Source organism: Streptosporangium sp. NPDC000563 (assembly GCF_040299985.1).
Classification (GTDB): Bacteria; Actinomycetota; Actinomycetes; order Streptosporangiales; family Streptosporangiaceae; genus Streptosporangium.
On the sequence record NZ_JBEPDA010000002.1, the window covers coordinates 360,446 to 385,317 of the forward strand.

Here is a 24,872-nt window from a genome sequence, read left to right on the forward strand (position 1 = left end):
TTCTGCCCGGCTTCTCGAATCAAGCTCTAAGATGGCGACAGAATCCTTCGGATCGAACAGGGCGGAGGCCAGAGGTGGTGGAGCTTTCACACGCCGCGAACACGGTGCCGGAGCGTCAGCCCGAGATCTGGGAGAAAGTGCCGCCCCGCAACAGAAACTTCACGGGACGGGACGACCTGCTTCTCAAGCTCCGCCAGGGCATCAGCACCGTCACCGCCGTGGTCCCCCAGCCCCAGGCCCTTCAGGGATGGGGCGGCGTCGGCAAGACCCACCTGGCCATCGAGTACGCCCACCGCTATCGCTCGCACTACGACCTCGTCTGGTGGATCCCCGCCGACCAACGCGTGCTGGTGCCGTCCGCCCTCGCCGCGATGGCCCCGCACCTGGGCCTGCCCGCGGTCTCGGCCACCGGCGTCGAGGAGGCCGCGGAGGCCGTGCGCAGGACACTGCAGAGCGGTGACCCCTACCGCCGCTGGCTGCTGATCTTCGACAACGCCGAGGAGCCGGGGCAGGTCGCGGAGTTCATCCCGCGCGGGCCGGGCCATGTCCTGATCACCTCCCGCAACCCCAAGTGGGAGGACCACTTCGAGACCCTCCAGGTCGACGTCTTCACCCGCGAGGAGAGCGTGGCGTTCCTGAAGAAGCGCCTGCGCAGAGAGGTTCCCGACGACGACGCCTCGCGGCTGGCCGAACAGCTCGGTGACCTTCCCCTCGCCCTGGAGCAGGCCGGAGCGCTGCAGTACGAGACCGGCATGTCGGTCGACGAATACCTGGAGCAGCTCGAAGAGCAGGCGAGCCGCCTGCTGGGCGCGAACCGGGCACCGGGATACCCGCTGTCGATGACCGCGGCCTGGAAGGTGTCGGTGTCGCTCCTGCAGGACCGCCTCCCCGAGGCGATCACGGTCCTGCGCTGCTGTGCCTTCTTCGGGCCCGAGCCCATCCCGCGCGACGTGTTCCGCAGGAGCAACAAGGCCGTCGTCCCCCGCCTGAGCGCGATCCTGTCCGACCCCATCCTGCTCGCCACGGCGCTGAGCGAGCTCAGACGCTTCGCCCTTGCCAGGATCGAGCCCGCGACGCGCACCATCCAGGTCCATCGTCTGGTCCAGGCGCTCCTGCGCGACGACCTGCCGGAGAAGGACCAGCAGGAGGTCAGGCACGAGGTCCATGTGCTGCTCGCCGGCAGCGCCCCGAACGATCCCGACGACACCGACAAGTGGCGCGGTTTCGAGGAGCTGGTCGCCCACGTCGCTCCCTCGGGCCTGGAGGAGTGCACGGATCCGCGGGCCAGGTCGTTCGCCCTGTCCATGGCCCGTTACCTGTACCGGTCGGGCAACTACCAGTCGGCCCATTCGTTCATCACGAGCTTCATCGAGAGATGGAGCCAGGTCAGCGGGCCGGACCACCTGGACGTGCTCGTCGCGTACAGACACCTCGGCAACATCCTGCGAGGTCTCGGGCAGTACGCCAGGGCGTACGACATCGACCACGCGACCCTCGACAAGATGACCGAGATCCTCGGTCCCGAGCATCCGGAGACCCTCGCGACGGTCAACGGCTACGCGGCCTCGCTGCGTGCCCGCGGCGACTTCCTCGCCGCCCGCACGCTGGACCAGGAGTCACGGGTCACCCATATGAACGGCCTGGGCCCCTCCGACCCCTCCACCCTGCGCGTGGTGTACAACCTGGCCCTCGACTACGCGCTGACCAGTGACTACGCGGAGGCGCGCAGGCTGCACCAGGAGACCTACCTGGAGCAGAGCTACATGGCGGAGGGGATCAGCAAAGGCACCCTGCTGCTGTCGTGGAACAGCCTGGCCAGGACCGTGCGACTCTGCGGCGACTACACGGAGGCCTGTGACCTGGGCGAGGAGGCCTACGCCTACGGTGTCCAGGAGCTGACCCTCGATCACCACTACACCCTGCTGGCCGCCAAGGACCTCTCCATCGCGAAACGGCGGGCGGGAGAGATCACCGAGGCCCTGGAGCTCGCGCACGACACGCACACCCGCTTCCAGCGGCTGTTCGGAGACGCTCACCCCGACACCATGGCGGCCGCGATCAACCTCTCCAACGCCCTGCGGGCAGCCGGGAACATCGACGAGGCGTACGCGATCGCGGAGAAGGCGGTCACCCGTTATCCGAAGGTGTACGGGGCCGACCACCCCTACACCAACGCCTGCGAAGGCAACCTGGCGATCCTTCATCGCCTGCGCGGGGACCTCGCGAAGGCCCGCGCCCTGAACGAGAAGGCCAGGGATGCCCTGATCACGAAGGTCGGCCGCAACCACCACTACCCGCTGAGCTGCGCCATCAGCCTCCAGAGCGACCTGGCGGCGATGGGAGAGCGCGACGGTGCCCGCGAGCTCGGCGAGGACACCCTCGGCAGGCTGCGCAAGCTCCTCGGCGAGAACCACTTCCTGAGCCTGGCCTGCGCCGCCAACCTCGTCCTTGACCTGCGGGCGACTGGCGCCGGGAAGGAGGCCGATCTCCTGTACGCCGACACGATGCGGCGATACGAACGCCCCCTGGAGGTAGGTCACCCGGACGCCCTGCTCGCGAGCGAGGGCCGTCGCATCGAGTGTGACTTCGACCCCCCGCCGATCTGACCACTCCCGGCTCAGGAGTTGCGGCGCCTCCAGCTCTCCAGGTGCTGGTCGGCCTCGCGACGGGCCTGCGCCACCGCCGCGAGATCCACCGGCTCGTCCAGCCAGGCTTCCAGTGTGCCCCTCATCGCCTTCACGAATTCCGCCCCGCGCTCGTTCAGGCCCCCGCTCGCCATGAGCGTGCCGGTGACGCCGTACGCCGCCTGTCTCCAGCGTGCGAACTCGACCTGTCCGCGGAAGGCGCGGGCTCCCTGCTCCGAGGCGTGCTGGCGCCTCCAGAATCCCGCCACCCCGAGGTAGGCATACGCTCCCTGCAACAACCCGTTGACGGGGCGGGGGTCGTTCCGCCACGGCGCGTAGTGCCTCCGCCCGTTCTCGGGCAGGGTCAGCTCGACCGTGTCGGTCAGCGCCGTCAGCTTCGCGTGCTGGATCTCGTGGGCGAACGTCGCGGCCATTCCCAGCCCGTGCTGCGGCTCCGACAGGGCGACGGTCCCGAACGTCTCGCGCGAGGTGGCGCTGTTCTGGCCGAAGGCCGGTGCGTGGATGGGGGTGAGCACCGAGATGCCCGAGGTCAACTCCGCGGCGACGGTCCAGTGGCGGGCGGTCAGCACGCGCCACGCGTCGCGCAGGCACGACGCCCAGTGCTCCAGCCGCGATTCACTCAGCCGCGACTCGGTGACATGTCCTGCGGGCCACCGGTAGGGGTCCGCGTCGTCGACGACGAGGCTGAGCCCGGAATCCGCCGGTAACCTGCGCAGAACCTGCCAGCCGGCCCCGTCGCGAAGGGGGTCGGCGCGGACCGTCGAGCGGCCGATGTCGAGCTCGGCCCCGTCCGCGTCCGGCCGCACGGTGACGTCGAGCACTCCCCGCGCACCCGCCGGAACGGTGAGGCGGCCCAGCCCCGGCAGGACGACGGCGTCCTCCTCGACGGCGAGGCGGACCTCGCAGGCGATCCGCACTCTGACCGCGATCGCGACGACCAGGGCGGCCAGCCGGCCGGGATCGTCCTTCGCCCCCGTACCGGCCCTGAGCGAACGGTACGTCCGCAGCGCCCACGCGCCCACGGCCGGGTGGCACAGCTCCGGTTCGACCTGTTCTCTCCCCTGGCTCTCCATCTCGGCCAGGAGATCGTAGGCGCGAGCCGCGAGATCGGCGTGCGGATGGCCCGCCGCCTTCGCCTCCAGGACGAGCGCGCGGATGAGGAGCCTGGTCTTGAGGCACTGCCACACGCGCAGCTCGGCCATGGCCTCGGCCCCGCCCCCGCCCTTCGCGAGCCTGGAGAACGTCTCGTCGGACACCGGAGGCGAGGTGAACCTCATGCGTTTCCCTTCAGCCGGGCGACGTCGCGTACGAGCCGCGCGCGAATGTGATCTATGAGCCGGTAGAGATCGGGACAGTAGACCGAGGGGCCGAGGAATCCGTGGGTCTCGCTGTAGCGGTGCGGGTAGAGTCCGCCGCCGCAGACGGAACGAAGGTCGCAGGCCCGGCACACGGGTGCCAGCGCGAGCTCGCCGATCTGACGGGCCGCTATGGACGGGTGCCCCAGCACCGTGTCGAAGGAGTCGCGAAGGACGTGCAGCAGGGTGGCGGGAGCGCCGTGATAGCTGGACTTGAGGATGTCCGACTGCTCGATGCTGCCGTCCGTCTCGATGACGACCATCCGCGCCGGGGAGAGGCCGATGGCCTCGGTACGGGACGCACGCCCGGTGAGCAGGCGGACGATCTCGTTGAAGAACCGGATCTCGGTCTCCTCCACCGCCGCCCCGTACCAGCGGTCGAAGATCGGCAGCAGCCAGTCGGCGTAGGGGGTGGCGGCCGAGCCGGGGTCGCGAAAGGGCGGAGGTGTGAGCCAGTTCCCGTGCGGCAGGAGAAAGTCGACCGCCGGCGGGTCGAACTCCAGGAGCGCGTCGTAGGTGGCCAGCGGATCGTTGCGGACGTCGATCGTGCACAGAAGACCGCTGAAGAGATGATGGAAGGGACCGGCCGTCAGTCTCCGCAGCGAGGCGGCGACCATGGCGTGGCTGCCCTTTCCGCTCGTGAAGAGCCTGTGCCGGTCGTGGGCCGCCTCGTAGCCGTCCAGGCTCACCCCTACCCGGATCTCCAGGTCGCCGAAGAGCCGCAGGTAGGTCTCGTCCAGGCGCAGCCCGTTGGTCTGCACGCCGACGTGGACGCGAGTTCCGACGTCGGCGGCCGCTCCCCTGATGGTGCGCACGGCGTGGGAGATGAGTTCCGGGCCGGCCAGAAGCGGCTCTCCCCCGTGGAGGATGACCTCCACCTCCGCCAGCTCGTGGGCGAGGGCGTGCTCCGCGATGCGCTGTGCCGTCCGCTGGACGATCGCCTCGGACATGCGCCGCGGCTGGGCCTTCCACGACTGGTCCGCCATCTCGTAGATGTAACAGTGACGGCAGGCGAGGTCACATCTGCTGTGGATCTTCAGAATGAACTGTCGGAAGGCGAAGGGCCTCCATCCGGAAGCCAGTAGTTCGGCCACATCAAGCGTGGCCGGAAACACGTTTTCGGCCGACAGGATTTTCGGTTCCGGCTTCTCTGACAAATGCGGCACGCCTCTCTTGCGCCATTCCCATCTCGCACCACTTTGTGCCGTTAGTCAAGATTAAAGCCAGTAAAGCTTTCTTCAGTAGCGCCTCACAGTCGTACAGCGAGACGACTTCTTCGACCGCGACGCCCCTCATCCTCCATCTACCCTGTAGCCGACTTTCGGTACCCCGCATAACACCACGCCGAGGTGGAGGCCGATCAACCGTGCGCGATTGGCCCTCGGACCTGGACGTCGGCGAGCTTGCCGCCACCGCCTGGAGAGCCATCCCTTTTCGGCAGTTCATTTTGAAGATCCACAGCAGGTGCGATCTCGCATGCGGATATTGTTATATGTACGAAATGGCGGACTCCAGCTGGCGCAGCTGTCCGAGACGCATGTCGCGCGAGACCTTCGCCGCCACGGCCGCGAGAATCGCCGAACACGTTCACACGCACGACCTCGGCAACGTCGAGATCGTGCCGCATGGCGGCGAGCCGATCCGCGAGATCGTCGCGCGGATCCGGTCGTCGAGCCGGCCCTGTCGGAGAAATGCCGGGCATGCCCGATGGGCAAGGTGTGCGGAGGCGGTCCCTACGCCCATCGCTGTCGGGCAGGCCACGGTTTCGCCAATCCATCGGTCTACTGCGTCGACCTGTTCCGTCTAATCGGGCATATCAAGAACAGGGTCGGAGCCGATCCGGCCTTCCGAACGAAGCGCGAAGATTGAAGGGGCGCGATGAATCTACCCGAGCACCGGATTCCGGCGAAGGTGTTCTCCGACTTGGCCCACGGCGGTGGTGGCGCCCCCGCGGTCAGCCGCCTCTCCGCCGCCCAGTACAGCAAGCACGCGCTTCTCGTACGAGCGGTGGTGGAGACGGCTCGCACGACCGGCCACGCGGAGGCGCCGGCCACCCGCCGCGCCTACGATCTGCTCGCCACCGTCCAGCGCCGTCACCCCGGCGCCGTCGACGCCGTGCTACGGCATTCTTCGGTGGGCGCCTGGGCGCGCCGGACGATCAGAATGCTCCGTGCGGGCGACACCCGCGCGACACCGGGACAGCTCTCGGCGCTGGCCGCCGCCGCGGCGATCCGCTCCCGTACGGCCTGCGACATCGACGTGCCCGCGGCGGACGGGGTGGTCACGCTGCCGTCACTGGGGCAGGCGATCCTGTCACCGACCGTCTCCTGGGCCACGGTCGAGTGCGCCGCCGAAGGCGCGGAGGTCACCGCGGACCGGATGGTCGTCCGGATCCCCGACGACCCCCGCCGGGACGCGTCGGGGTGGCGGGGCCTGCGCACGCTGTCCGCCGAGGCGGACGGCGTACCGCTGCGCCTGGTCATCGATGACCTCGACCCCTACAGGATGCCGGAGACGGCCAACATCGGCGAGCGGCTCAGCGAGGCCGAGACCGAACGATGGCAGTCGACGCTGCACACCGCCTGGGATCTGCTGGTACGGCACCACCGGACCGTGGCGGAGGAGGTGTCCACCGCGATCACGGTCCTCACACCCCTGGTCGCGCCCGCCGGGGGCCAGTCGAGCTCGACCTCCAGGGAGACCTTCGGTTGCGTGGCCCTGTCGACACCGCCGGACGCGCTCTCTCTCGCGGTCACGTTGACGCACGAGACACAGCACGCGAAGCTCTCGGCCCTGCTCGACCTCGTGCCTCTCACCCTCCCCGACGACGGCTCCCGCCACTACGCCCCCTGGCGTGAGGACCCCCGCCCCGTGCCGGGACTCCTTCAGGGGGCGTACGCCTTCCTGGGCGTGGCGGGCTACTGGATGCGCCAGCGCACCCTGGAGTCGGGGGAGGCGGCCCTGCGCGCGCACGCGGAGTTCTTCCAGTGGCGCGAGGCCGCGCGCCTTGTCACCGGCACCCTGCTCACCGGTGGGCGGCTTACCCCCACCGGTGAGAGTTTCGCGGCCGGGATGGCGCGGCGCCTCGACGACTGGTCGCGGGAGAGCGTGCCCGCCCGCGCTCGGGCCATGGGCCTGCGGCGCGCGGACGAGCACCGCGCGCGCTGGCTCGAACGCAACGGCTAGCCCTCGGAGCGGGCCGGTCACGATGTGACGTCCGGCGCGAGAGGCCACGGCGCGTCCGCCGGAACGCGGCGGTCACAGCACGGGCGGGTCGAAGTCGAAGTCGAGCCGCTCGCTCCTCAGGGCCACCTTCGTGTCGGGATGGTCGTTGCCGAGCACCCGCTCGTAGCGCTCGTGGGTGTCGGCTTCAAGCTCTGCGGCCTCCTCCACGGCACCCTCCGCTCGCAGGTCTATGACCAGGTTGTTCGCGCAGGCCAGGGTGAGGGGGTGGTCTGCGCCGAGAAGCTCCCGCAGCTGAACGAGGGTCTCCTGGCCCAGCTCCCTGGCCGCAGGGACATCCCCCCTCGCGGCGAAGTCGCTGGCGAGGTTGATCGCGCAGGTGAGCGAGTAGTGGTGTTCGCGACCGAGCGTACGATCGAAACCGTCCAGGGACCTGCGGTCGAACCGGCTCGCGTCCTCGATCTCCCCGTTGACCCGCAGGAGCAACGCCAGGTTCATGTCGCAGCCGAACGTGAAGGGGTGCTCGTCGCCGTATCTCCTGGGGTAGCGAGCCGCGGTGTCGCGCAGCAACTCCAGCGCCTCGGTGATCTCCCCTCTGGTGCGCTGGGCGTTGGCCAGGCACAGGGCCGCGGCGAGCGTGTCGTGGTGGTCACGGCCGAAGATGCGCTCCTGCCGCTCGTACGTCCGCTGCGCGATCTCGAACGCCTCGTCGACGAGTCCCGCCCTGCGCTTGGCGATGGACAGGTCCTTGGCCACCCGCAGGGTCCACGGATGGTCGGGCCCCAGCTCCTGCATCCCCAGCTCGTAGGCGTCCTCACCGAGGTCACATGCCTCCGAGTAGTCGCCCCTGAGCCTGACGATACGGGCCAGGCCGTTCCGTGACGCCAGCACGAACAGCGAACTCGACTTCGAGGCCGAGGAGGGCTGCTTGGTGTAGAGCACCTTCTGCAGCTCGAACGCCTGCCGGTAGTCGCCGAGCAACATGTAGTCGACGGAGAGGTTGTTCATCGCGCGCAGCGTCCGGCGATGGTCGGGGCCGAACACCTCCTGGTGCCGGCGCAACGAGTCCCTGTCGTGCTCCAGCGCGGCCGCGAAGTCGCCCAGCATTCTCATGTCGGCGCCGTGGCTGTTGACGAGCAGGAGGGTCTCCTCGTGGTCGGGCCCGAGGGTCGTCCGCATGCGTGCCAGGGTGTCGCGATTGAGCTCGAAGGAGGCCCGGTAGTCGCCGAACTCCCGCAGGACGATGCCGAGATGCCGCTGCGCGGAGAGCACGGCCTGATCATCGCTGCCGCTGTCGGCCCGCCACGTCCGGATGAGGCTTCCCACGAGATCGACCGCCGACTGGTAACCGCCCGACGAGTAGAGGTAGCGAACGATGTCGAGGGCGAACCCGCGGATGCGGGGATCGCGGCTCTCCTCCACCAGGGAGGGCCTCACGTGACTGAGCAACTCCCCATAGCGCGGCCAGGAGGCGTTGTCGTCGGGCAGGCCCGGTGTCGCCGCCGCCAGCAGGAGGTGGACCTCCCGGCGGAAGGACAGGTGCTCCTCCTCGCTCAGCTCGTCACGGAGGAGCGCCTGGACCAGCCGGTGCACCTGGATCGTCCGGTTCTCCGAGTCGATCCGCACGAGGGCGTAGCGGCCCAGCTCCCTGATGACCTTGCTCAACAGGATCGGGTCGGCGAGGAGCGAGCCAAGACGCGACTCCGACGCGAAATCCTCGGGAAGTACTCCGAAGACGTCGCGGGGAATCGGATCCGGGCCGAAGAAGGCACAGCAGCGCAGGAGCTCCACGGCCTCGGGCAGCTTCCCCTTGAGCTGGGACACCGACAGTGACCACGCCGCGGTCATGGACAGCGGGTAGTCGGCCGCCTTGTTGGCATCCAGCAGCTGGACGGTCTGCTCTTCGAGCAGGCGGAGATACTGCTCGACGGACATCCCCGTCTCCGTCTGCAGGGCCCCCGCCTGCTCCAGTGCGAGCGGGAGGTCACCGAGTTGTTCGGCCAGCCGGTTTCTGTCGTCGAGGCTGGTCGACCTCGGAACCCGCTTGCTGAGGAATTCGATGCTCTCCGCCCGGGTGAAGACGTCGACGGGCAGGGTGTCGACCACCCCCTGCCAGGCGTGGTTGCGCGAGGTGATCAGGACGTGTCCCGGACCCCGCGGGATGATCTCGTTGATGTCCTCGGGCTGTTCTGCGTTGTCGAAGACGAGCAGCCACCGGGAGTACGGTTCGCCGAGGCGCAGGGCGTCCAGCACGGCCCTGGACGCCTCCTCCACCCCCATCGTGGCGGATGACGATATGCCCAGATGCGGGGCGAGCGCGGCCAGCGACGAGCGCACCAGGATCGGCTGATCGGCGGGGATCCACCACACCAGGTCGTACTCGTGCCGGAAGCGATAGGCGTATTCGATCGCGACATGGGTCTTGCCGACCCCCCCGAAACCGTGGAGAGCGTGCGGCACCACCGCGGTGACCTCGGAGGTGACCCCGGTGTGCAGCTTTTCGAGGAGATCTTCACGACCGGTGAAATTCCTGTTCTGCTGCGGGATCTTGCCCCAGATTCGGGGCTGACGTCCCGGCACCCCGGAAATTCCCGAGGACTCTGAAATGGACACCCGACCGCCTCCGCTCGCCCGATTCTCGTTCAGCCTAGACTCCCGGCCAGGCCGGGTGCATGGACAGAGAAGTCAGACTCTCATGGCGGCATACCGAACGAAGGATAAGACGTGAATATCTTTCTATCCTTGTGATGCCAAGATAACCGTCTACCCTGGGTTAGAAGTGCTCGGCGAACGTGGAAAGATGACGGTGTAAGTGATGCGCGCGCTGCGAGTGGCTCGCGTGAACAGGCCACGGACAGGGGAGTCCGCATGGGCGAGGAAGTCGTCGCAGGCGAGATCGATTACATCAAGAGCAATCTCATCGACGTCACCGGGCTGAGTTTGACCGACCTTGATCATATAGATAATCCCAACCTTAAGCGCGCATTAAGGCGGATACTTGAGGACGACAGCGCGGGGCCGGCGGCCGGATTCACATCATCCATATGAAAGATCTTGACTTTCGCGCAGGCATGACGGGAAATAGAGTCCTATAAGGGACCGTTTCCCAATGATCAGGGTGGCCCATGGACGATGTCGACTGGGAACGTTTGATCGACCAGCTCGGCAGGGGTGACTGCGCCCCTTTTCTCGGAGCGGGGGCCTGTGCCGGCACCCTGCCCACCGGCGCCGCTCTCAGCAACCAGTACGCCCTCCGCTACGGCTATCCGTTCTCCGACGCGGGCGACCTGGCCCGTGTGATGCAGTACGGCGAGGCCGTGGTGCGCGATCCGGTCGACCTCAAGGAGACGGTCTGCGGCCACCTGCGCTCGCACGGCCGGCCTCCGGTGACCGATCCCGGCGAGCCTCACCGGCTGCTCGCCGGTTTCCCGCTCACGACGTTCCTCACGACGAACTACGACGACTTCCTGGCCGAGGCGTTGCGGGCGGAGGGCAAGGATCCCCACGTCGCCGTCTCCCCCTGGTGGGACACCGACCCCGGCGCGGCCCCTCTCCTGCCGGAGCCGACGGTGGAGCGGCCCATCGTCTACCACCTCCACGGGAGCTGGGCGGAGCCCGCGTCGCTGGTGCTGACCGAGGCCGACTACCTGACGTACCTCGTCAACATGGTGGACGCCGTCGCGACCGACGGGCGGCATCCGCTGCCGATCCCGATCCTGCGGGCGATGACCACCCGGCCGCTGCTCTTCGTGGGCTACAGCCTGCAGGACTGGACGTTTCGGGTGCTGTTCCACGGCCTGGTGCGCAACACACCTCGCAGCAACAAGCGGCGGCACGTGAGCGTGCAGCTCATGCCCGAGGTGAGCCGCCCCACGGGCGGCACCGGGAGCGCGAAGAGCACCGAGAGCGCGGAAAGCAAGGCCAGGCGCTACATCACCCACTATCTCGACCGCTGGAACATCTCGATCTTCCTGGGGACCGCCTCGGAGTTCTGCGCGGAGCTCCGGCGGAGAATGGGACGGACATCATGACGACCGCGACACGCGCCGGCGACGGAACCGTCCGGCCCTACGTGGGGCTGCGTCCCTACGACCGGAGCGAGCACGCCCTGTTCTTCGGACGGGAACGCGAGGCCCGCGACATCGCCACCATCTGGCAGGCCACCGGCCTCACCGTGCTGTTCGGGGCCTCCGGGGTCGGCAAGACGTCCCTTCTGCAGGCGGGTGTCCTGCCCCGCGTGGAGCCCGAGCGCGCCGACGTGCTGCCCATCGCCCGCGTGTCACCCCACGGCATCGCCTCGCTGCGTCCGAAGATGCCCGGCAACCCCTATGTGCTGGCGCTTCTGTCGGCCTGGGCCCCCGACCGGCCACTGCCCGCGCTGGCGGGGCTCACGATCTCGGACTTCCTGGCCGAACGCCCGGAACGCACCGACAGATACGGCGACCCGGTGCCCGTCCTGGTCGCCCTCGACCAGGCCGAGGAGCTGTTCGGCGGCCCGCTCGACCGCGAGGAGGACCGCAACGAGCTCCTGCGCCAGCTGGCGCGGGCGGTGGAGGATCACGACGGCCTCCACCTGCTGCTTTCCCTGCGCGAGGAGTATCTGGCCTCCGTCCTGCCGCACGAGCGCCCGCTGGGCCGAGGTTCGCGGGCGCGGTTCCAGCTGCCGCCGCTCACGCGCGCCGCGGCGCTCGACGCCACCGTGAGGCCGGTTGAGCGCACCGGCAGGTTCTTCGCCCCCGGGGCCGCGGAACGGCTCGTCGACGACCTGCGCACCGTCCCGATCTCCAACGACGAGGGGCAGACGACCACGCTGACGCTGAACACGATCGAACCGGTCCAGTTGCAGGTCGTCTGTTCCGCGCTGTGGGAGTCGCTGCCCTCCGGGCTCAGGGAGATCAGCGTGGACCACGTGAACCTGCACGTGAACGTCGACCGGTTCCTCACCGGATTCTGCGATCGGATGCTCGCGCGCGTCTCGGCCGGATCCGGTGTCACGTCGAGCGAGATCCGCTCCTGGCTGCGCAGGACCTTCGTCACCGAGCACGGGACGCGCAACACCGTCTACGAAGGACTCCACGAGACGGCCGGCATGCCGAACGCCGTCGCCAAGGCCCTGGAGGACTCCCACATCCTGCGCGGCGAGCACCGGCTGGGGATCCGCTGGTACGAGCTGCAGCACGACCGTCTGATCGGGTCGGTGCGCCAGTCGCGGCCCCCGGCGTCCTATCTCGGCGACGCGCGGCTCGCACTGGCCAGAGAGAGCTGGGAGACGGCCCGCGGGCTCGCGGAGGAGGCGGTCCGCGCCTCGGGGAGCGGCGAGACGTGGGTGCGTGCCGAGGCCCTGCTGATCCTGGGAGAGGTGGCGTCGGCGGAAGGTGAGACGGAGAGCGCACGCAGCCGGTTCGAGGAGGCGGCCGACCTGTTCGCGACGCTGCAGCGATTCAACGGCGTGGCCTCCGCGCTGACCGGGGAAGGGCGGCTCTGGCTGGCGCTGGGACACTACGACAGCGCCGTCGAGCGGCTGCGCGCCGCCCTCTCCTGGGTTCCCAACGACCTGCCGGCGCATCTGGCGCTCGGGCAGGCCCTGTGGCGTCTGGGACAGCCGCGCGCCGCCCTCGCCCTGCTCAACGGGGCCGTGGCGCTCGCGGACGAGCCCCCCGCCGAGGCACTCGCGCTGCGCGGTGAGATCCTGGCCGACCTCGGAAAGCCGGTGGAGGCCCTGCGCGACCTGGATCGGGTACGCAGGCACCAGCGGCCCGGCACGATCGCCGCCAGGGCGCTCGCCCTCGCCCTGGAGCAGCGGTTCGACGCCGCCCAGCAGGAGATCCTCGACGCCCTCGCCGACGGCTCCGACGGCGACTCCGACAGTGGCCCCCTGCTGGTGCGGGCCGCACGTGTCCACGCCCTGCTGGGGCGGCCCACCCTGTCGGAGGAGTTCGCCTCGCGGGCGCTCGGCGCGGTCACTCCCGGGCTTCCCGGGCATCTGCGGGCGCAGGCCGAGGAGCTTCTGCGGAGGACGGCGTGACGTCGTCCGCTCTCGCCGCCTCCCACATGTGGTCGAACTGGCTCACCCAGTAGGTGTACCAGCGTTCGTCGCGGCCACGGGCCAGCTCGAGGTGCATGCGCGAGGAGATGGACGTGTTGTGGAAACCGTGAATCTCCACGATGACACGGCCCCCGGGGGTTTCCGGGTCGACAAGGACGAGGCTGAATCCCGGGTTGTAGGAAAGAAGGCGGTATTCGAACCGGCCCGCCGTTTTCCAGCCGCTCATCAACCGTAGGCGTTCCATCGTGCTCTCCAGCGCGGCGGGAAGCCGCTGGACGGGAAACTCGACCGAATCGTCCAGCTGTTTCGCGGCCTGCCGGACCGCCGTCTTCTCCGTGGGGTCGAGAATGACGATCCTGGCGCTTCCCCGCTCCCTGGCGAGGACCGTGTTGCGTATCAGCTCGCAGGTCTGCGCCGACAGCAGGTTGACCGCGGAGGGCGCGAACACGCGCACGTCACGGGCCTGGGCGAGCAGCGAGGAGAGCGGCACCCTGTCGTACACGGAACGGTCGTGCAGAAGGTCGGTGCGCGATTCCGCGGGCTCGTCGGTGAGGGTGAGCCGGTAGAGGAGCAGCCCGACCCCGGAGAACAGGGCCGCCCATCTGAGGTCGTCTTCCAGCTTGTCGGCGAATATCGAGAGAAAGGCGAAACCGAAGAGGACGACGGTGAGAGCGTACGCGTCGATATGCTGCCGGGCCTTGAAATCCCTGCCGATTCTCTGGATCAGACGCACACCGACCCCCAACTCTTGAGCGCTGTCGAGAACAGCTATGCCCATTGTCCGGGATCGGGACCTCGTAATGTTCGATGTCGTTGGTTCCGGTCGGCCGGGCCCTCCCGCTTGGGAAAGACCCGGCATCCGTAATTCCGGCGACCGGCCGAACCACCCGGGGCGGTGACCGCTCCAGGAGCCGGCTCCGTACGACGGCCGGTCGGATGTGACGGCGGTGTCGGACAGGGTCCGACGGTGTCCTACAGGGTCCTACAGGTTCTTACAGGGTCAGACGGTGGCCGGCTGGCGGCGGCGCTGCCAGAGGGCGTCGACGGCGAGGGCTCCGCCGCCGCTGAGGGCGATGACCATGGTGCCCGCGGCGAGGGCCAGCACGTACTCGTAGCCGCCCTCGCTCACCGAGAAGCCGTTGGAGAGGTGAACGAAGACGAGGGCACCGAGCATGACGAGCGTGAGCAGGAAGCCGAACACGGGCAGGGCCGCGCCCAGGATGAGCGCGATACCTCCCACGACCTCGATGATGGCGACCGCCGGTGCGGAGACGACCGCGAGGGGGATCCCCATGGCGTCGAAGGCCGCGGTGGTCTGGGCCAGCCCCGAGCTCAGGAACTTCTGTGAGCCGTGGAATACGAAGATTACGCCGAGAGCGATCCTCGCCAGCAACAGGACATACGGTCTTAGCTGGTCAAGCATTCTGACTCCTCCTGTCATTCGAATTTGTACAAACCATAGCGGTTAGTTCAAATTTGAACAAGCAGTAGAATGTTCCGGTGAGCGACGTGAAATGGCTCAATGAGAGCGAGATGGCCGCATGGATGGCTTATGTGGCCGCGACACACCTCCTGGAGCGACGCGTCGAGGATCAGTTGAAAGTCGATGCCGATCTGACCCACGCCCAGTACGAGATCCTGGCGAAACTCTCCCAGGACCCCGGCGGGCGGATGCGGATGACCGAGCTGGCCAACCGGTTGATCGTTTCGAAGAGCGGCCTCACCTATCAGATCGGCCAGCTGGAGCGGAGAGGGCTCGTCACCAGGGAGGCCTGCCCCTCCGACGAGCGGGGCGTGCTCGCCGTGCTCACCGAAGAGGGCAAGCGTTGCCTCGAGCGGACCGCGCCGGGGCACGTGGCCGTGGTGCGCGCCTTCCTGATCGACCAGCTCACTCCCGAGGAGGTCGAGAGCATGCGACAGATCATGACGAAGGCCGCCGCGGCCATGCGGGCGGCCCCTGCGGGCCCGCTCCGGCCGGGCAAAATCCCAGGGTAAGGCGCGGAACGGACCCATGAGACCGGTTCTCCCTTTCGGCTACGCGGTCGGAGGGAAGGCGGAAGAATCCGGTACGGCTCGCGCGGGGGGCATACCGCGCGAGCCGTCCGGATCAGAGCCGCACCACCGGGTCAGGCGGCGGTGCAGCTGACCGAGGAGGGCGCGCCGTTACTTCCTGACCAGTTGCCGGTGAACCCGAAGTTCGCCGTGGCACCCGCGGAGAGGTTGCCGTTGTGGGACACGTTCCGCACCGAGACGCTCGCGCCGCTCTGGGTGTGCTGTCCGTTCCAGAGCTGGGTGATGCTCTGGTTGTTGGGGAAGGACCAGTTCACCGTCCAGCCCGTGAGGGCCGCGCCGCCCGAGTTCCGCACGGTCACCTCGGCCTGGAACCCGCCCGGCCAGGAACCGATCAGCTGGTAGCTGGCCGTGCAGGCCTTGCCGCCCCCCGGAGTGGGAGTCGGCGTGGGCGTCGGCGTCACCGTCGGGGTCGGGGTCGGGGTGGGATCCGGGCCGGGTCCAGCGGCCATGGCCAGGTCGTAGGCACGCTGCGGGACGAACTGCCCGGCCGCGGCGATGCAGCCGTCGGCCTCGCCCGGCAGCTTGATCCACAGGAAGGCGTCGATCATCGAGTCGCCGGTGGCGTTGGTGCTCGGCGTGCCGATCGCCCGTCCCGGCGGGTCACACCACTCGCTGCCCTGCGGGCCGTTGCCGTTGCGGCTGGTGTCGATCACCGCGCGGAGCCTGGAGATCCCGGTGGCGGAGATGATGTTCTTGGCGTAGGGGACCTCGGTGGAGGTCCACCGGTAGTTGGAGACGTTCAGGGAGATGCCGTCCGCGCTGTTCGCCACGTCCGCGGCCCTCAGACGGTTGGCGGCCTCCGACGCTGACAGCCACCCCGAGTGCCCGATGTCGAAGTAGACCTTCGCCGAGGACGAGCCCGCCTTCAGCTTCTTGCCCGCGTACGCCATGGAGGCGTTCGTCTCCTGCTGCTGGGAGGAGTTCATGCAGCTGGTCATGATCGGGAGCACGTCCGGCTCCAGGATGATCGTCGCCGGGCGTCCCTGCAGACCCGCGGCCACCTCGTCGACCCACTGACGGTAGGCCGTGTGGTTGGGCGCGCCACCCGTGCTGGCGCCGCTGCAGTCCCGGTTGGGGATGTTGTAGACGACGAGGATGGGGATCTTGCCCGCCGACGCCGCCGCTCCGACGAACGACGACACCTGGCCGCGCACGGTGGAGGTGTTGGTGGTGGTGAACCACCGGGCCTGCGGCACGGAGGCGATCCGGGTCCGGATCACCTGCGCCTTGGAGTCGCCGGGATTGGCCGCGACCCACTTGGCGGCACCGGTGTCCGGGTCGACGTAGAACGGGGAATCGGCGGCGGACGCGCCGGAGGCGCCGGCGAGCGCCGCACCTGACGCGATCACCAAGGCCGCGCAGAGCGTGGCCAGGATTGATCTTCTTGGCATGGATCGGCTCCTTCGAAGGAGGCATGGGAGCGCTCCCACCATAGGTGGCACGCCTCTTCCGCTGTAGTCCCCGCCGTCGGCGCCTCACTTCCTCGCGCGCTGACCTGTGCGAACACTCCCGACATCCGTTGAAAGTTTCACCACCCGGCACCGCCCGGCTGATCGGCGAGACAGCGACGATCGACAGCGCCGCAGGCGCCGAGTGCGCGTTCCGCCGCCGCACGATCTTCACGGAATCCTTCGAAACGGATGAGCCACACCAAATGACGTGGTCTGCAGGCCTGTGTTCTGGAAGCCTGGTCTCCTATGGCCCGAGCATCCGAGACCCTCCCTCGCGACGCCTCCGATCGGTCGCGCACCGGATTCGCCCCTCCCCCGCAGGCCCCCCGGTGAGCCTCACCGGCCGGATGAGCCCCGCGGGCGGGATTTACGCCCGACGGTGCCGCGAACGACCGCGACGATGAAGGTTTCCTCTGGAGTGCGGGCCACCCTCGACAACGCGCGAGGCACTCTCACGGGGGCGCGCACGAAGGCGGGGGCGTGGTTCGTGCGCGGGCTTTCCCGGCTCCGAACACGATGGCCGGGAACGAGCCGTTCGCGGGTCGCCGACGTGCTCCTCGCGCTGGGCGCGTGGGCGGTGTACGTCACCCTCGCCGTTCTGCAGGACAGGTTCACCACGCGGGAGTTCTCCGTCCTGGCGTTCGCGTTCTTCACGGTCTCGTCGGCGGCGCTGCTGTGGCGGCGCAGCAGGCCGGTCGTCGCCGTCGCCGTCGCCGTGGCCTGTGACTGCGTGATCGTCGTGTCGACGGGCTGGAAGGGGTACGGCCTGCAGGCGATGCTGGCCCTGTACGCGGCGGGCAGGTACGGTGAGGCCCGGCGTGCCTGGGTCGCGGCCGTCGCGGTGGGGCTGTTCTACCCGTCGGTGTCGACGGCCGTCCAGCTCGCCACCGGAGCCGAACGTCAGGACTCCGGCTCCATAGGGATCTTCGTCCCGCTGCTGCTCGTCGGGCTGGGCAGGCTGGCGCGGCTGCGCGCGGAGGCCATCCGCAGGAGGCAGGCCGAACTCGCCGAGGAGATCGTGCGGGCGGAGCGCCGTCACATCTCCCGCGAGCTGCACGACGTGGTCGCCCACAACATCAGCACGATGCAGGTCCTCATGGGGGCGGCGCGCACGACCATGGCCCGCGATCCCGCCGGGGCCGAGGCCGCCCTGCTCAGCGCCGAGCGCGCCGGGCGGGAGGCGATGGCGGAGATGCGGCAGTTGCTGCACGTGCTGCGCGCCGACCGGGCGGACGACCCGGCCCCCGTCGAGAGCCCGTCCTTCACCGGCGAGGAAACCGGCCTCTCGGGGAGGGTTTCCTCGCTGGTCGGCCGGGCCCGCGAGGCGGATCAGCCCGCCTTTCTGGAGGTGACCGGCACCCCAGGGCGGCTGCCCGCGGCGGTCGACCACGCCGTCTACCGAATCGTCCAGGAGTCCCTGACCAACGCGCGCAAGCACGCGGGAAACGCCCCGGTGAGGGTGAGGGTCGAGTACGGGCCCACCGCGGTCGAGGTGGAGGTCGTCGACGACGGGCCCGGGGTGACCCCTGCCGGAAAGAGGCACGAAAACCACTCCGGCGAGGGTTTCGGGTTGGGTGGCATGGCCGAGCGTGTGGCACTCTGCGGTGGGCGGCTGGAGACGGGCCCCCTGCCGAGCGGGGGCTTTCGGGTCCACGCCCGGCTGCCCCTCCCGGTTCTGGGAACCACCGGACGACCGGAGCCGGGCCACGAACCGGCCGCTCGGGAGGAAGGGACATGATCAGAGTGCTGGTCGTCGACGACCACGCGCTGGTGCGCTCCGGCTTTCAGATGATCCTGGACGCCCAGGACGACCTCTCCGTGGTGGGTGAGGCCGGCGACGGCGAGGAGGCGCTCGCCCTCGCCCGCGACCTGCTCCCCGACGTGGTGCTGATGGACCTGCACATGCCGGAGGCCGACGGCGTCACCGCCACCGGACGGATCACCGCCGAGCTGCCCGGCGTGCGCGTGCTCGCGCTGAGCACCTTCGACCTGGACGAGTACGTCGTCGAGGCTCTGCGTGCCGGAGCCTCGGGCTTCCTGCCCAAGGACATCTCCCCCGAGGAGCTCCTGGAGGGCGTGCGGGTGGTGCACCGCGGCGACTCGGTCGTCGCGCCACGGCTGCTGACCCGGCTGATCGGCACCTTCGTCAGGGCCGTGCGGCCCCGGCCCGCGACGATGCCGCCCGAGCTCGCCGGGCTGACCGACCGCGAGCGGGAGGTGCTCGTCCTCATCGCGCGCGGGCGATCGAACCTGGAGATCGCCGAAACCCTCGACGTCGCGACCTCCACCGTGAAGAACCATGTGACCAGCCTGTTCGCCAAACTCGGCGTCCGCGACCGCGCCCAGGCCGTGGTCGTCGCCTACGAGGCGGGGTTCGTCACCCCGGGCACCACCGGCTGAGCCCTTCCGGCCGTTCTCCCTTCTGGGACCGTACTCCCAAAAGAGGAGAGCGGCCGGTGCCCGGCTCCCAGGCGGGAAACCGTTCCCCGTGCCGAGGAAAGGGGGCCGATCACGGACGAGCCTGGAAAGCATGAACGCGGACCAACGATCCATCACACGCCGGGTCGCGGCGGCGCTCGTCGGCGCGGCAACCTGCGGGGCGCTTCTCGTCTCGCCGCTCACCACCCGGAGCGCCGCCGCCCACGACCACGACACATCCCAGACGATCACGCGGACCGGGACCGCGGAGGCGGCAGGAGAGACGAAGGACGCGGGCGGGTTCCGACATCCGTGTGCCGCCGCGAAGACCCGCTGCGACGGAGAGATGACGGTGCCCCTCGACTGGAACGATCCCGCGTCGGAGCGGATCACGGTGGCGTTCGCCTGGCTGCCCAGGAAGAACGCCGGCCGTCCCTCGGCCGGGACCATACTGGCCAATCCGGGCGGGCCGTCGCCGGCGCTCCCCGCGGTGCCGTCCCTGACCGAGGCGCTGGGACCGGTGCTCGACCGGCACGACCTCCTGGTGGTGGAGCCGCGTGGGCTGGGGAAGTCCAGCCCGCTGCTCTGCCCGGGGCTGGACCTGGAGCGCCGGGAGACCGTGAGCGCCTGCGTCGCGCACCTGGGTCCTCGCGCCCGGTTCTTCACCGCCGACCAGGCCGTCACCGACATGAACGCCGTCCGCGAAGCCCTGGGGGTGCCGAAGGTGACGTTCTACGGCATCTCGTACGGCACCGTGTTCGCCCAGGCCTACGCCACCCGCCACCCGGACCGCCTCTCCGGGGTGCTGCTCGACAGCATCGTGCTCACGGGCGAGGACGGTTACGTGACCACGCCGATCCGCTCCCGCGCCGACCTGCTCGACGTGGCCTGTGACCCCTCACGCGCCTGCCGCCGCCTGCCGGGTGATCCCTCCGGCCTCCTCTCCAGGCTGGTACGGCACCTGCGCGCCCACCCCGATCCGCAGCTGCGGCTCTCGTCCCTCATGAACCTGACGCACAGTCTCTACCTGCCGATGGTCGGCCGCGAGGCGAGCGCGGCCGTCGCCGCCTACCTGAACGGCGACCGGCTCCCGCTGCGCCGCCTCACACGAATGATCGACGAGGCACCGCGCCAGCCGCTGCGCGCGCCGGAACTGGCGGGCCTGCTCTCCTACGTGTGCGCCGACACCGCCTTCCCGTTCGAGCGCACCGCCCCGGCCGACGAGCGGCGACGCCGGCTGAACCGCTACTACGACCGAGAGCGCCCGTTCCGGCCGTTCGCCGTCACCGACCTGGCCGCACCGCCTCCGGCGAGTTCGATCCTCGGCATGCAGGACGTCTGCGCCGACTGGCCGGCCCCTCGCGTCAGCCCGCCCGTGCCGCCGGGCGCGAAACACCCTCGGGTACCGACCCTCGCCCTGGGAGGTGACTTCGACTCCACCACCCCGGCGGAGGCCGCCGCGGTGACCCGGCGCTTCCCCGACTCCACCTTCTCCCGGGTACGCTTCGCCGGCCACAACCTCACCACCGGCGCCCTGGTGAACGAGTGCGTCCGCGACGCGACGCGCGCCTTCCTCACCGATCCGGACGCCTTCGACGACAAACCCCGCTGTGACGACGCGAACTACCGCGCCGTCGGCTCCTTCCCCGAGACCGTGGCGCGGGTGCCCCAGGCACGCGGCACCGACCTGCCCGCGCGGGACCGCCGGGTCCTCGCCGCCGCCTTCGCCACCGTCGCCGACGCCACCGCCAGGCGCAACCCGCTCAGGACCCCGCCCTGGGCGCCGGCCACACAGGCGGGCCTGCGCGGCGGCGCGCTGACGTTCGACGACAAGGCCGCCACCGTCGATCTGCGAGACGTCCGCTTCGTCGGCGACCTCACCGTGAACGGCGAGGTCCGCCTGAGCGGCGGCGACGCCACGGCCCGGCTCACCGTCACCGGTGGCGGCGGCGGATCCCGCGCGCTGGAACTGTCGTGGAAGCCCTTCCGCGCCGAGGACGACACCGCCGTCTCCGGCACCTTCGCGGGGCACGGCTTCACCGCGACGATCCCCTCGCACTGACCTCCTTTTCCGGCCCAGGACCCTCATGAGACCGGGACGTCTTTCCTCGGAATCGCCGTAGCCGGTGCTCGCGCGGCCGGGACACCCGTCGGCGAGACCTCCGTAACCGGTAACCATGCGACGGGAGGCAAGGGAGAAAAGGCCACGAGAGGCCCATACCCACCCCTTGCCTCCCGTCCGGCCGTCTCAGACGGCCGGCTCACACATCGGGGTCGTCGTGGCCGCAGCGACCACCGCCGCAACACGAGCGGCCCGTGGTCTCCCGGCCGTCGGGACCGGTGACGGCCTCGAACACGAACTCGGGTCCCCTGTTCTCGCGAGTGGTGTCATCGTTCACGATGTTCCTCCGTTCGCCGACGCCTGCCGGGGCAGGGCGGGATGACGGCCCGATGCCGGGCCGGCTTCTCCGCGATCCGGCACACCGGGTGGCCGGACGCGGAGGATCGATGGCGACCGCCCGCAGGAGGTCGCGCCCCGGATGCCGGGGCGGGGGCCGGTATCGGCGGAACGGGGTCCGCACGCGCGTCTCGTCCAGCCCTGCCGGTCACGACCGGCACCGCCTTCCACCTCGCGGTGACGCCCCGTCGGGATCTCGCGAGAGTCGACAAGGATCCTCCCGCCGGGCGACGCGTGCGGAGTCAGGGTCGCGGCCACACCAGACCGGCCACTACCAGCTGGGTGAGCGTTTCCGCGGCTTGGGCGCGGTCGCCGCCCACCGCGGCGATCACCTGGACGGCGTCGCGGGTGCCGTCGCAGCGGGCCAGCAGCGTGGCGGTGCCGTCTCCGATCCGGTAGGCCCGCAGAAGGGGCGCCCGCCATCGGCGCTGCAACAGCACCCGCGTCGTCGCGGCGGGCAGCTCACCGATCGGCGGCCCGGCGGTGACGTCATGGGTGTACGTCCCGATCCGGACGGCGGCCGACAGCCGCAGCGCCCCGGTCACGGTCCGGCCGCCGGGTTCCGCCATGGTGGCGGCCTCGCGGGCGGCCAGCGCCGCGTCGCGGTCGTGGACCAGCGTGGCGCGCGCCAGCTCGTAACGGGCGTAGGCGGCCAGCCGCGGTGTCGCGTGGACCGCGAGCCAGGCCGTGAGCCGTTCGGACTCCCAGATACCGAACGGCCGCTCCGCCGGCTGCGGGCGGCGTACGACACCTCGGGCGAACTCCTCCCACAGGGCGCGGTGACCGCCGGTGAGCTCGGCGACCGTCTCGGGCAGGCAGGTGGCGATCGCCGACCGCAGCTTGCCCAGCACGCCGGCGCGCGTCACCCGGTAACCGCCGACCGCGGCACCGGCCAGCATGGCCAGCTCGGCCTCGCTCAGCCCGTACCGGAGCCGCAGCCTCTCGGGGTCCTCGCGCAGCAGCGCGGACTCACCCTCGCGGGTCAGCATCGCCGCGAGCGCGTCCTGCACGCCCATCAGGTGCCTCCCGCCGGTTGTGCCGCCCCGCCGACGGGTCGTCGGCCGGACGGTTCGTCGGCGGGGCGGGAGCGCAGGACGGTTCGCGCGCGGTCGATCTCGGCGAGCAGGTCACCGAAGTCGTCGGGGAAGTTCTGGTCGCGTTCGACCAGGGTGGCGTTGAGGTGCGTACGGGACACCAGCTCCGCCAGCAGCCCCCACACCCGGGCCGGGATCGCGGCACCGTGGCTGTCGAGGGACAGCCGCTCCCCCTCCTCGTCGACGCCCCCGTCGACGTCCCCGTCTACGTCCCCGTCGACGCCTCCGGCCAGATGCACCTGGACGACCCGTTCGACCGGGATGGTGTCGAGGAACTCCAGCGGGTCGAAGCCGTGGTTGCGCGCGTTGATGTCGAGGTTGGCCAGATCCAGCAGCAGGCCGCACTCGCAGTGCTCCATCACCTCGGTGATGAACTGCGCCTCGGTCAGCGGGGTCGCCATGTCCACGTAGTAGGTGATGTTCTCCAGCAGGAACGGCCGGCCCACCGCCTCCTGCACCCGCCCCGCCCTGCGTCCCAGCCGCCGGGCGACCTCCCTCGTCCTCGGCAGCGGCACCAGCAGCCCCACGTCGACGCTGCCGGTGCGGGTGAAGGACAGGTGGTCGCTGAACCACGGCGCGTCGACGTCGGCCACCAGTGCGGCCAGCGCCTCCACGTACGCCGCGTCCGGCTCCCGCTCCGAGCCGATGGACAGCTCCAGCCCGTGCGGCACGACCGGGAACCGGCCGGTCAGCCCTCTCAGCCGCTCACGCTCGTCGGCCGGGGCGAACAGAAAGCGCTCGGTGATCACTTCCAGCCAGTCGATCCGATCGGCGTGCGCCTCGATCTCCTCGGCCAGCTCCACGCGATGTCCCAGCCCTGATCCCAGTGCGGGCAACCCTGTCAGCATGTGGTTCTCCCATCACTTCGCAGTGATGTTCACCGGCACTTCGCAACCGCTGTACCCGCAGCGTGCCCGACGGGGTCCCGAGCCACGCCGGGCCGCCTCGTCAAACTTCCGCAAAGCGCGCCGGCCGGTCCCCCGCAACGGGGTCAGAGGCCGGAGAGCCCCATCTCCCGCGCGATCAGCATCCGCTGGACCTCGCTGGTGCCCTCGCCGATCTCCAGGATCTTGGCGTCGCGGTAGAAACGACCGACCGGGTACTCGTTCATGAACCCGTAGCCGCCGAAGATCTGGGTGGCGTCGCGGGCGTTGTCCATGGCGGCGTCGCCGGCGACGAGCTTGGCGATCGCGGCCTCCTTCTTGAACGGCTCGCCCGCGAGCATCTTCTCGGCCGCGTGGTGGTAGGCGAGGCGGGCGGTGTGGGTGCGGACCTCCATGTCGGCGATCTTGAACTGGATCGCCTGGTAGTGGCCGATGGGGTGACCGAACGCCTCGCGCTCGCGGACATAGCGCAGCGACTCGTCCACGCAGCCCTGGGCCAGGCCGGTGGACAGGGCGGCGATCGCGACGCGGCCCTCGTCGAGCGTCTGCAGGAACTGCGCGTAGCCGCGTCCGCGCTCGCCGAGCAGGTTGCCCGCGGGGACCCGGCAGTTTTCGAAGGAGAGCTCACGGGTGTCGGAGCAGTTCCAGCCCACCTTGGAGTACTTCTTCGAGACGGTGAGGCCCGGTGTGCCGGACGGCACCAGGATCGTGGAGATCTCCTTCTTCCCTCCGGCCCGCTCGCCGGTGATCGCGGCCACGCCGATCACGCCGGTGATGTCGGTGCCGGAGTTGGTGATGAACGCCTTCGTACCGTTGATCACCCACTCGTCGCCGTCGAGCACCGCGGTGGTCCGCATGCCGCCGGGCACGTCGGAGCCGCCGCCGGGCTCGGTGAGGCCGAAGGCGCCGAGCATCTCGCCCGAGGCCAGCCGGGGCAGCCACCGGGCGCGCTGCTCGGGCGTGCCGAACCGGTAGATCGGCATCGCGCCCAGCGACACCGCGGCCTCGACGGTGATCGACACGCTGGAGTCCACCCTGGCCAGCTCCTCCAGGGCCAGGCAGAGCGCGAAGTAGTCGCCGCCCATGCCGCCGTGCTCCTCGGGGATCGGCAGCCCGAACAGGCCCATCGCGCCCATCTGCCGCACGATGTCGTAGGGGAACTGCTCACGCTCGTAGAGGTCCCCGATCACCGGGGCCACCACGTCGCGGGCGAACGCCTCGACGGTCTTGCGAAGCTCCTCGTACTCCTCGGTCAGCTTGGGCAT

19 protein-coding genes are annotated in these 24,872 nt (G+C 69.8%); 9 read left to right on the forward strand and 10 right to left on the reverse strand.

Annotated elements, in window-relative coordinates:
* Positions 1 to 74: 74 nt before the first annotated feature.
* Complete coding sequence (fxsT, locus tag ABT352_RS10030) at positions 75 to 2,606, forward strand: FxSxx-COOH system tetratricopeptide repeat protein (RefSeq protein WP_350944030.1); 2,532 nt, start codon at positions 75 to 77, stop codon at positions 2,604 to 2,606.
* A gap of 11 nt (positions 2,607 to 2,617) precedes the next feature.
* Here fxsT (ABT352_RS10030) and ABT352_RS10035 read toward each other — a convergent pair whose 3' ends face one another.
* Together ABT352_RS10035 and ABT352_RS10040 are read right to left on the reverse strand one after the other, a co-directional pair.
* Positions 2,618 to 3,922, reverse strand: a complete 1,305-nt coding sequence (locus ABT352_RS10035; protein ID WP_350944031.1) for an HEXXH motif domain-containing protein — start codon at positions 3,920 to 3,922, stop codon at positions 2,618 to 2,620.
* Complete coding sequence (locus ABT352_RS10040; protein ID WP_350944032.1) at positions 3,919 to 5,166, reverse strand: FxsB family cyclophane-forming radical SAM/SPASM peptide maturase; 1,248 nt, start codon at positions 5,164 to 5,166, stop codon at positions 3,919 to 3,921. Before ABT352_RS10040 ends, ABT352_RS10035 begins: the two co-directional genes overlap by 4 nt.
* 712 nt (positions 5,167 to 5,878) lie before the next feature.
* Here ABT352_RS10040 and ABT352_RS10045 point away from each other — a divergent pair.
* Positions 5,879 to 7,186, forward strand: coding sequence for an HEXXH motif domain-containing protein (locus ABT352_RS10045; RefSeq protein WP_350944033.1), 1,308 nt, complete (start codon positions 5,879 to 5,881; stop codon positions 7,184 to 7,186).
* A 72-nt stretch (positions 7,187 to 7,258) separates the two neighbouring features.
* On the opposite strand, the gene fxsT (ABT352_RS10050) is transcribed toward ABT352_RS10045, so the two are convergent.
* Positions 7,259 to 9,796: an FxSxx-COOH system tetratricopeptide repeat protein gene (gene fxsT / locus ABT352_RS10050; RefSeq protein ID WP_350944034.1), complete on the reverse strand. Its 2,538-nt coding sequence runs from the start codon at positions 9,794 to 9,796 to the stop codon at positions 7,259 to 7,261.
* Positions 9,797 to 10,051: 255 nt separating this feature from the next.
* On the opposite strand from fxsT (ABT352_RS10050), the gene fxsA reads away from it, so the two are divergent.
* The 3 genes from fxsA (at position 10,052) to ABT352_RS10065 (ending at position 13,208) form a co-directional block, all read left to right on the forward strand.
* Entirely contained in the window at positions 10,052 to 10,231 is a 180-nt protein-coding gene (gene fxsA, locus ABT352_RS10055; RefSeq protein WP_350944035.1) for an FxSxx-COOH cyclophane-containing RiPP peptide, read from the forward strand.
* Between the two features lie 77 nt (positions 10,232 to 10,308).
* The gene (locus tag ABT352_RS10060) at positions 10,309 to 11,214 is read left to right on the forward strand and encodes an SIR2 family NAD-dependent protein deacylase (protein ID WP_350944037.1); all 906 of its coding nucleotides are present in this window, start codon (positions 10,309 to 10,311) and stop codon (positions 11,212 to 11,214) included.
* Positions 11,211 to 13,208, forward strand: a complete 1,998-nt coding sequence (locus ABT352_RS10065; RefSeq protein WP_350944039.1) for an nSTAND1 domain-containing NTPase — start codon at positions 11,211 to 11,213, stop codon at positions 13,206 to 13,208. Before ABT352_RS10060 ends, ABT352_RS10065 begins: the two co-directional genes overlap by 4 nt.
* On the opposite strand, the gene ABT352_RS10070 is transcribed toward ABT352_RS10065, so the two are convergent.
* Both ABT352_RS10070 and ABT352_RS10075 read right to left on the reverse strand, forming a co-directional pair.
* On the reverse strand, positions 13,144 to 13,962 hold the full coding sequence (locus tag ABT352_RS10070; protein WP_350944041.1) for a hypothetical protein: 819 nt from the start codon (positions 13,960 to 13,962) through the stop codon (positions 13,144 to 13,146). The two genes, ABT352_RS10065 and ABT352_RS10070, sit on opposite strands and share 65 nt — an antisense overlap.
* Before the next feature lie 267 nt (positions 13,963 to 14,229).
* Positions 14,230 to 14,652: a DoxX family protein gene (locus ABT352_RS10075; RefSeq protein ID WP_350944042.1), complete on the reverse strand. Its 423-nt coding sequence runs from the start codon at positions 14,650 to 14,652 to the stop codon at positions 14,230 to 14,232.
* Between the two features lie 77 nt (positions 14,653 to 14,729).
* On the opposite strand from ABT352_RS10075, the gene ABT352_RS10080 reads away from it, so the two are divergent.
* Positions 14,730 to 15,224: a MarR family winged helix-turn-helix transcriptional regulator gene (locus ABT352_RS10080; RefSeq protein ID WP_350944044.1), complete on the forward strand. Its 495-nt coding sequence runs from the start codon at positions 14,730 to 14,732 to the stop codon at positions 15,222 to 15,224.
* 131 nt (positions 15,225 to 15,355) lie between these two features.
* On the opposite strand, the gene ABT352_RS10085 is transcribed toward ABT352_RS10080, so the two are convergent.
* On the reverse strand, positions 15,356 to 16,693 hold the full coding sequence (locus ABT352_RS10085; protein WP_350944046.1) for a glycoside hydrolase family 6 protein: 1,338 nt from the start codon (positions 16,691 to 16,693) through the stop codon (positions 15,356 to 15,358).
* A gap of 460 nt (positions 16,694 to 17,153) precedes the next feature.
* Between ABT352_RS10085 and ABT352_RS10090 the strand changes: the two genes are divergently transcribed.
* From ABT352_RS10090 to ABT352_RS10100, 3 genes are all read left to right on the forward strand, one after another.
* On the forward strand, positions 17,154 to 18,491 hold the full coding sequence (locus ABT352_RS10090; RefSeq protein WP_350944048.1) for a sensor histidine kinase: 1,338 nt from the start codon (positions 17,154 to 17,156) through the stop codon (positions 18,489 to 18,491).
* Complete coding sequence (locus ABT352_RS10095; RefSeq protein WP_350944050.1) at positions 18,488 to 19,153, forward strand: response regulator; 666 nt, start codon at positions 18,488 to 18,490, stop codon at positions 19,151 to 19,153. Before ABT352_RS10090 ends, ABT352_RS10095 begins: the two co-directional genes overlap by 4 nt.
* Before the next feature lie 130 nt (positions 19,154 to 19,283).
* Positions 19,284 to 21,233: an alpha/beta fold hydrolase gene (locus ABT352_RS10100; protein ID WP_350944052.1), complete on the forward strand. Its 1,950-nt coding sequence runs from the start codon at positions 19,284 to 19,286 to the stop codon at positions 21,231 to 21,233.
* A 199-nt stretch (positions 21,234 to 21,432) separates the two neighbouring features.
* On the opposite strand, the gene ABT352_RS10105 is transcribed toward ABT352_RS10100, so the two are convergent.
* The 4 genes from ABT352_RS10105 to ABT352_RS10120 all read right to left on the reverse strand — a co-directional run bounded on the left by ABT352_RS10105 (position 21,433) and on the right by ABT352_RS10120 (position 24,872).
* On the reverse strand, positions 21,433 to 21,570 hold the full coding sequence (locus tag ABT352_RS10105) for a hypothetical protein (RefSeq protein ID WP_350944053.1): 138 nt from the start codon (positions 21,568 to 21,570) through the stop codon (positions 21,433 to 21,435).
* Positions 21,571 to 21,871: 301 nt separating this feature from the next.
* On the reverse strand, positions 21,872 to 22,645 hold the full coding sequence (locus tag ABT352_RS10110; protein ID WP_350944055.1) for a hypothetical protein: 774 nt from the start codon (positions 22,643 to 22,645) through the stop codon (positions 21,872 to 21,874).
* Positions 22,645 to 23,571, reverse strand: a complete 927-nt coding sequence (locus tag ABT352_RS10115; RefSeq protein ID WP_350944057.1) for an MbnB/TglH/ChrH family RiPP precursor modification enzyme — start codon at positions 23,569 to 23,571, stop codon at positions 22,645 to 22,647. The genes ABT352_RS10110 and ABT352_RS10115 overlap by 1 nt, the downstream gene beginning before the upstream one ends.
* A 143-nt stretch (positions 23,572 to 23,714) precedes the next feature.
* A complete protein-coding gene (locus ABT352_RS10120) occupies positions 23,715 to 24,872 on the reverse strand; it encodes an acyl-CoA dehydrogenase family protein (protein ID WP_389980538.1) in 1,158 nt (385 codons plus the stop codon).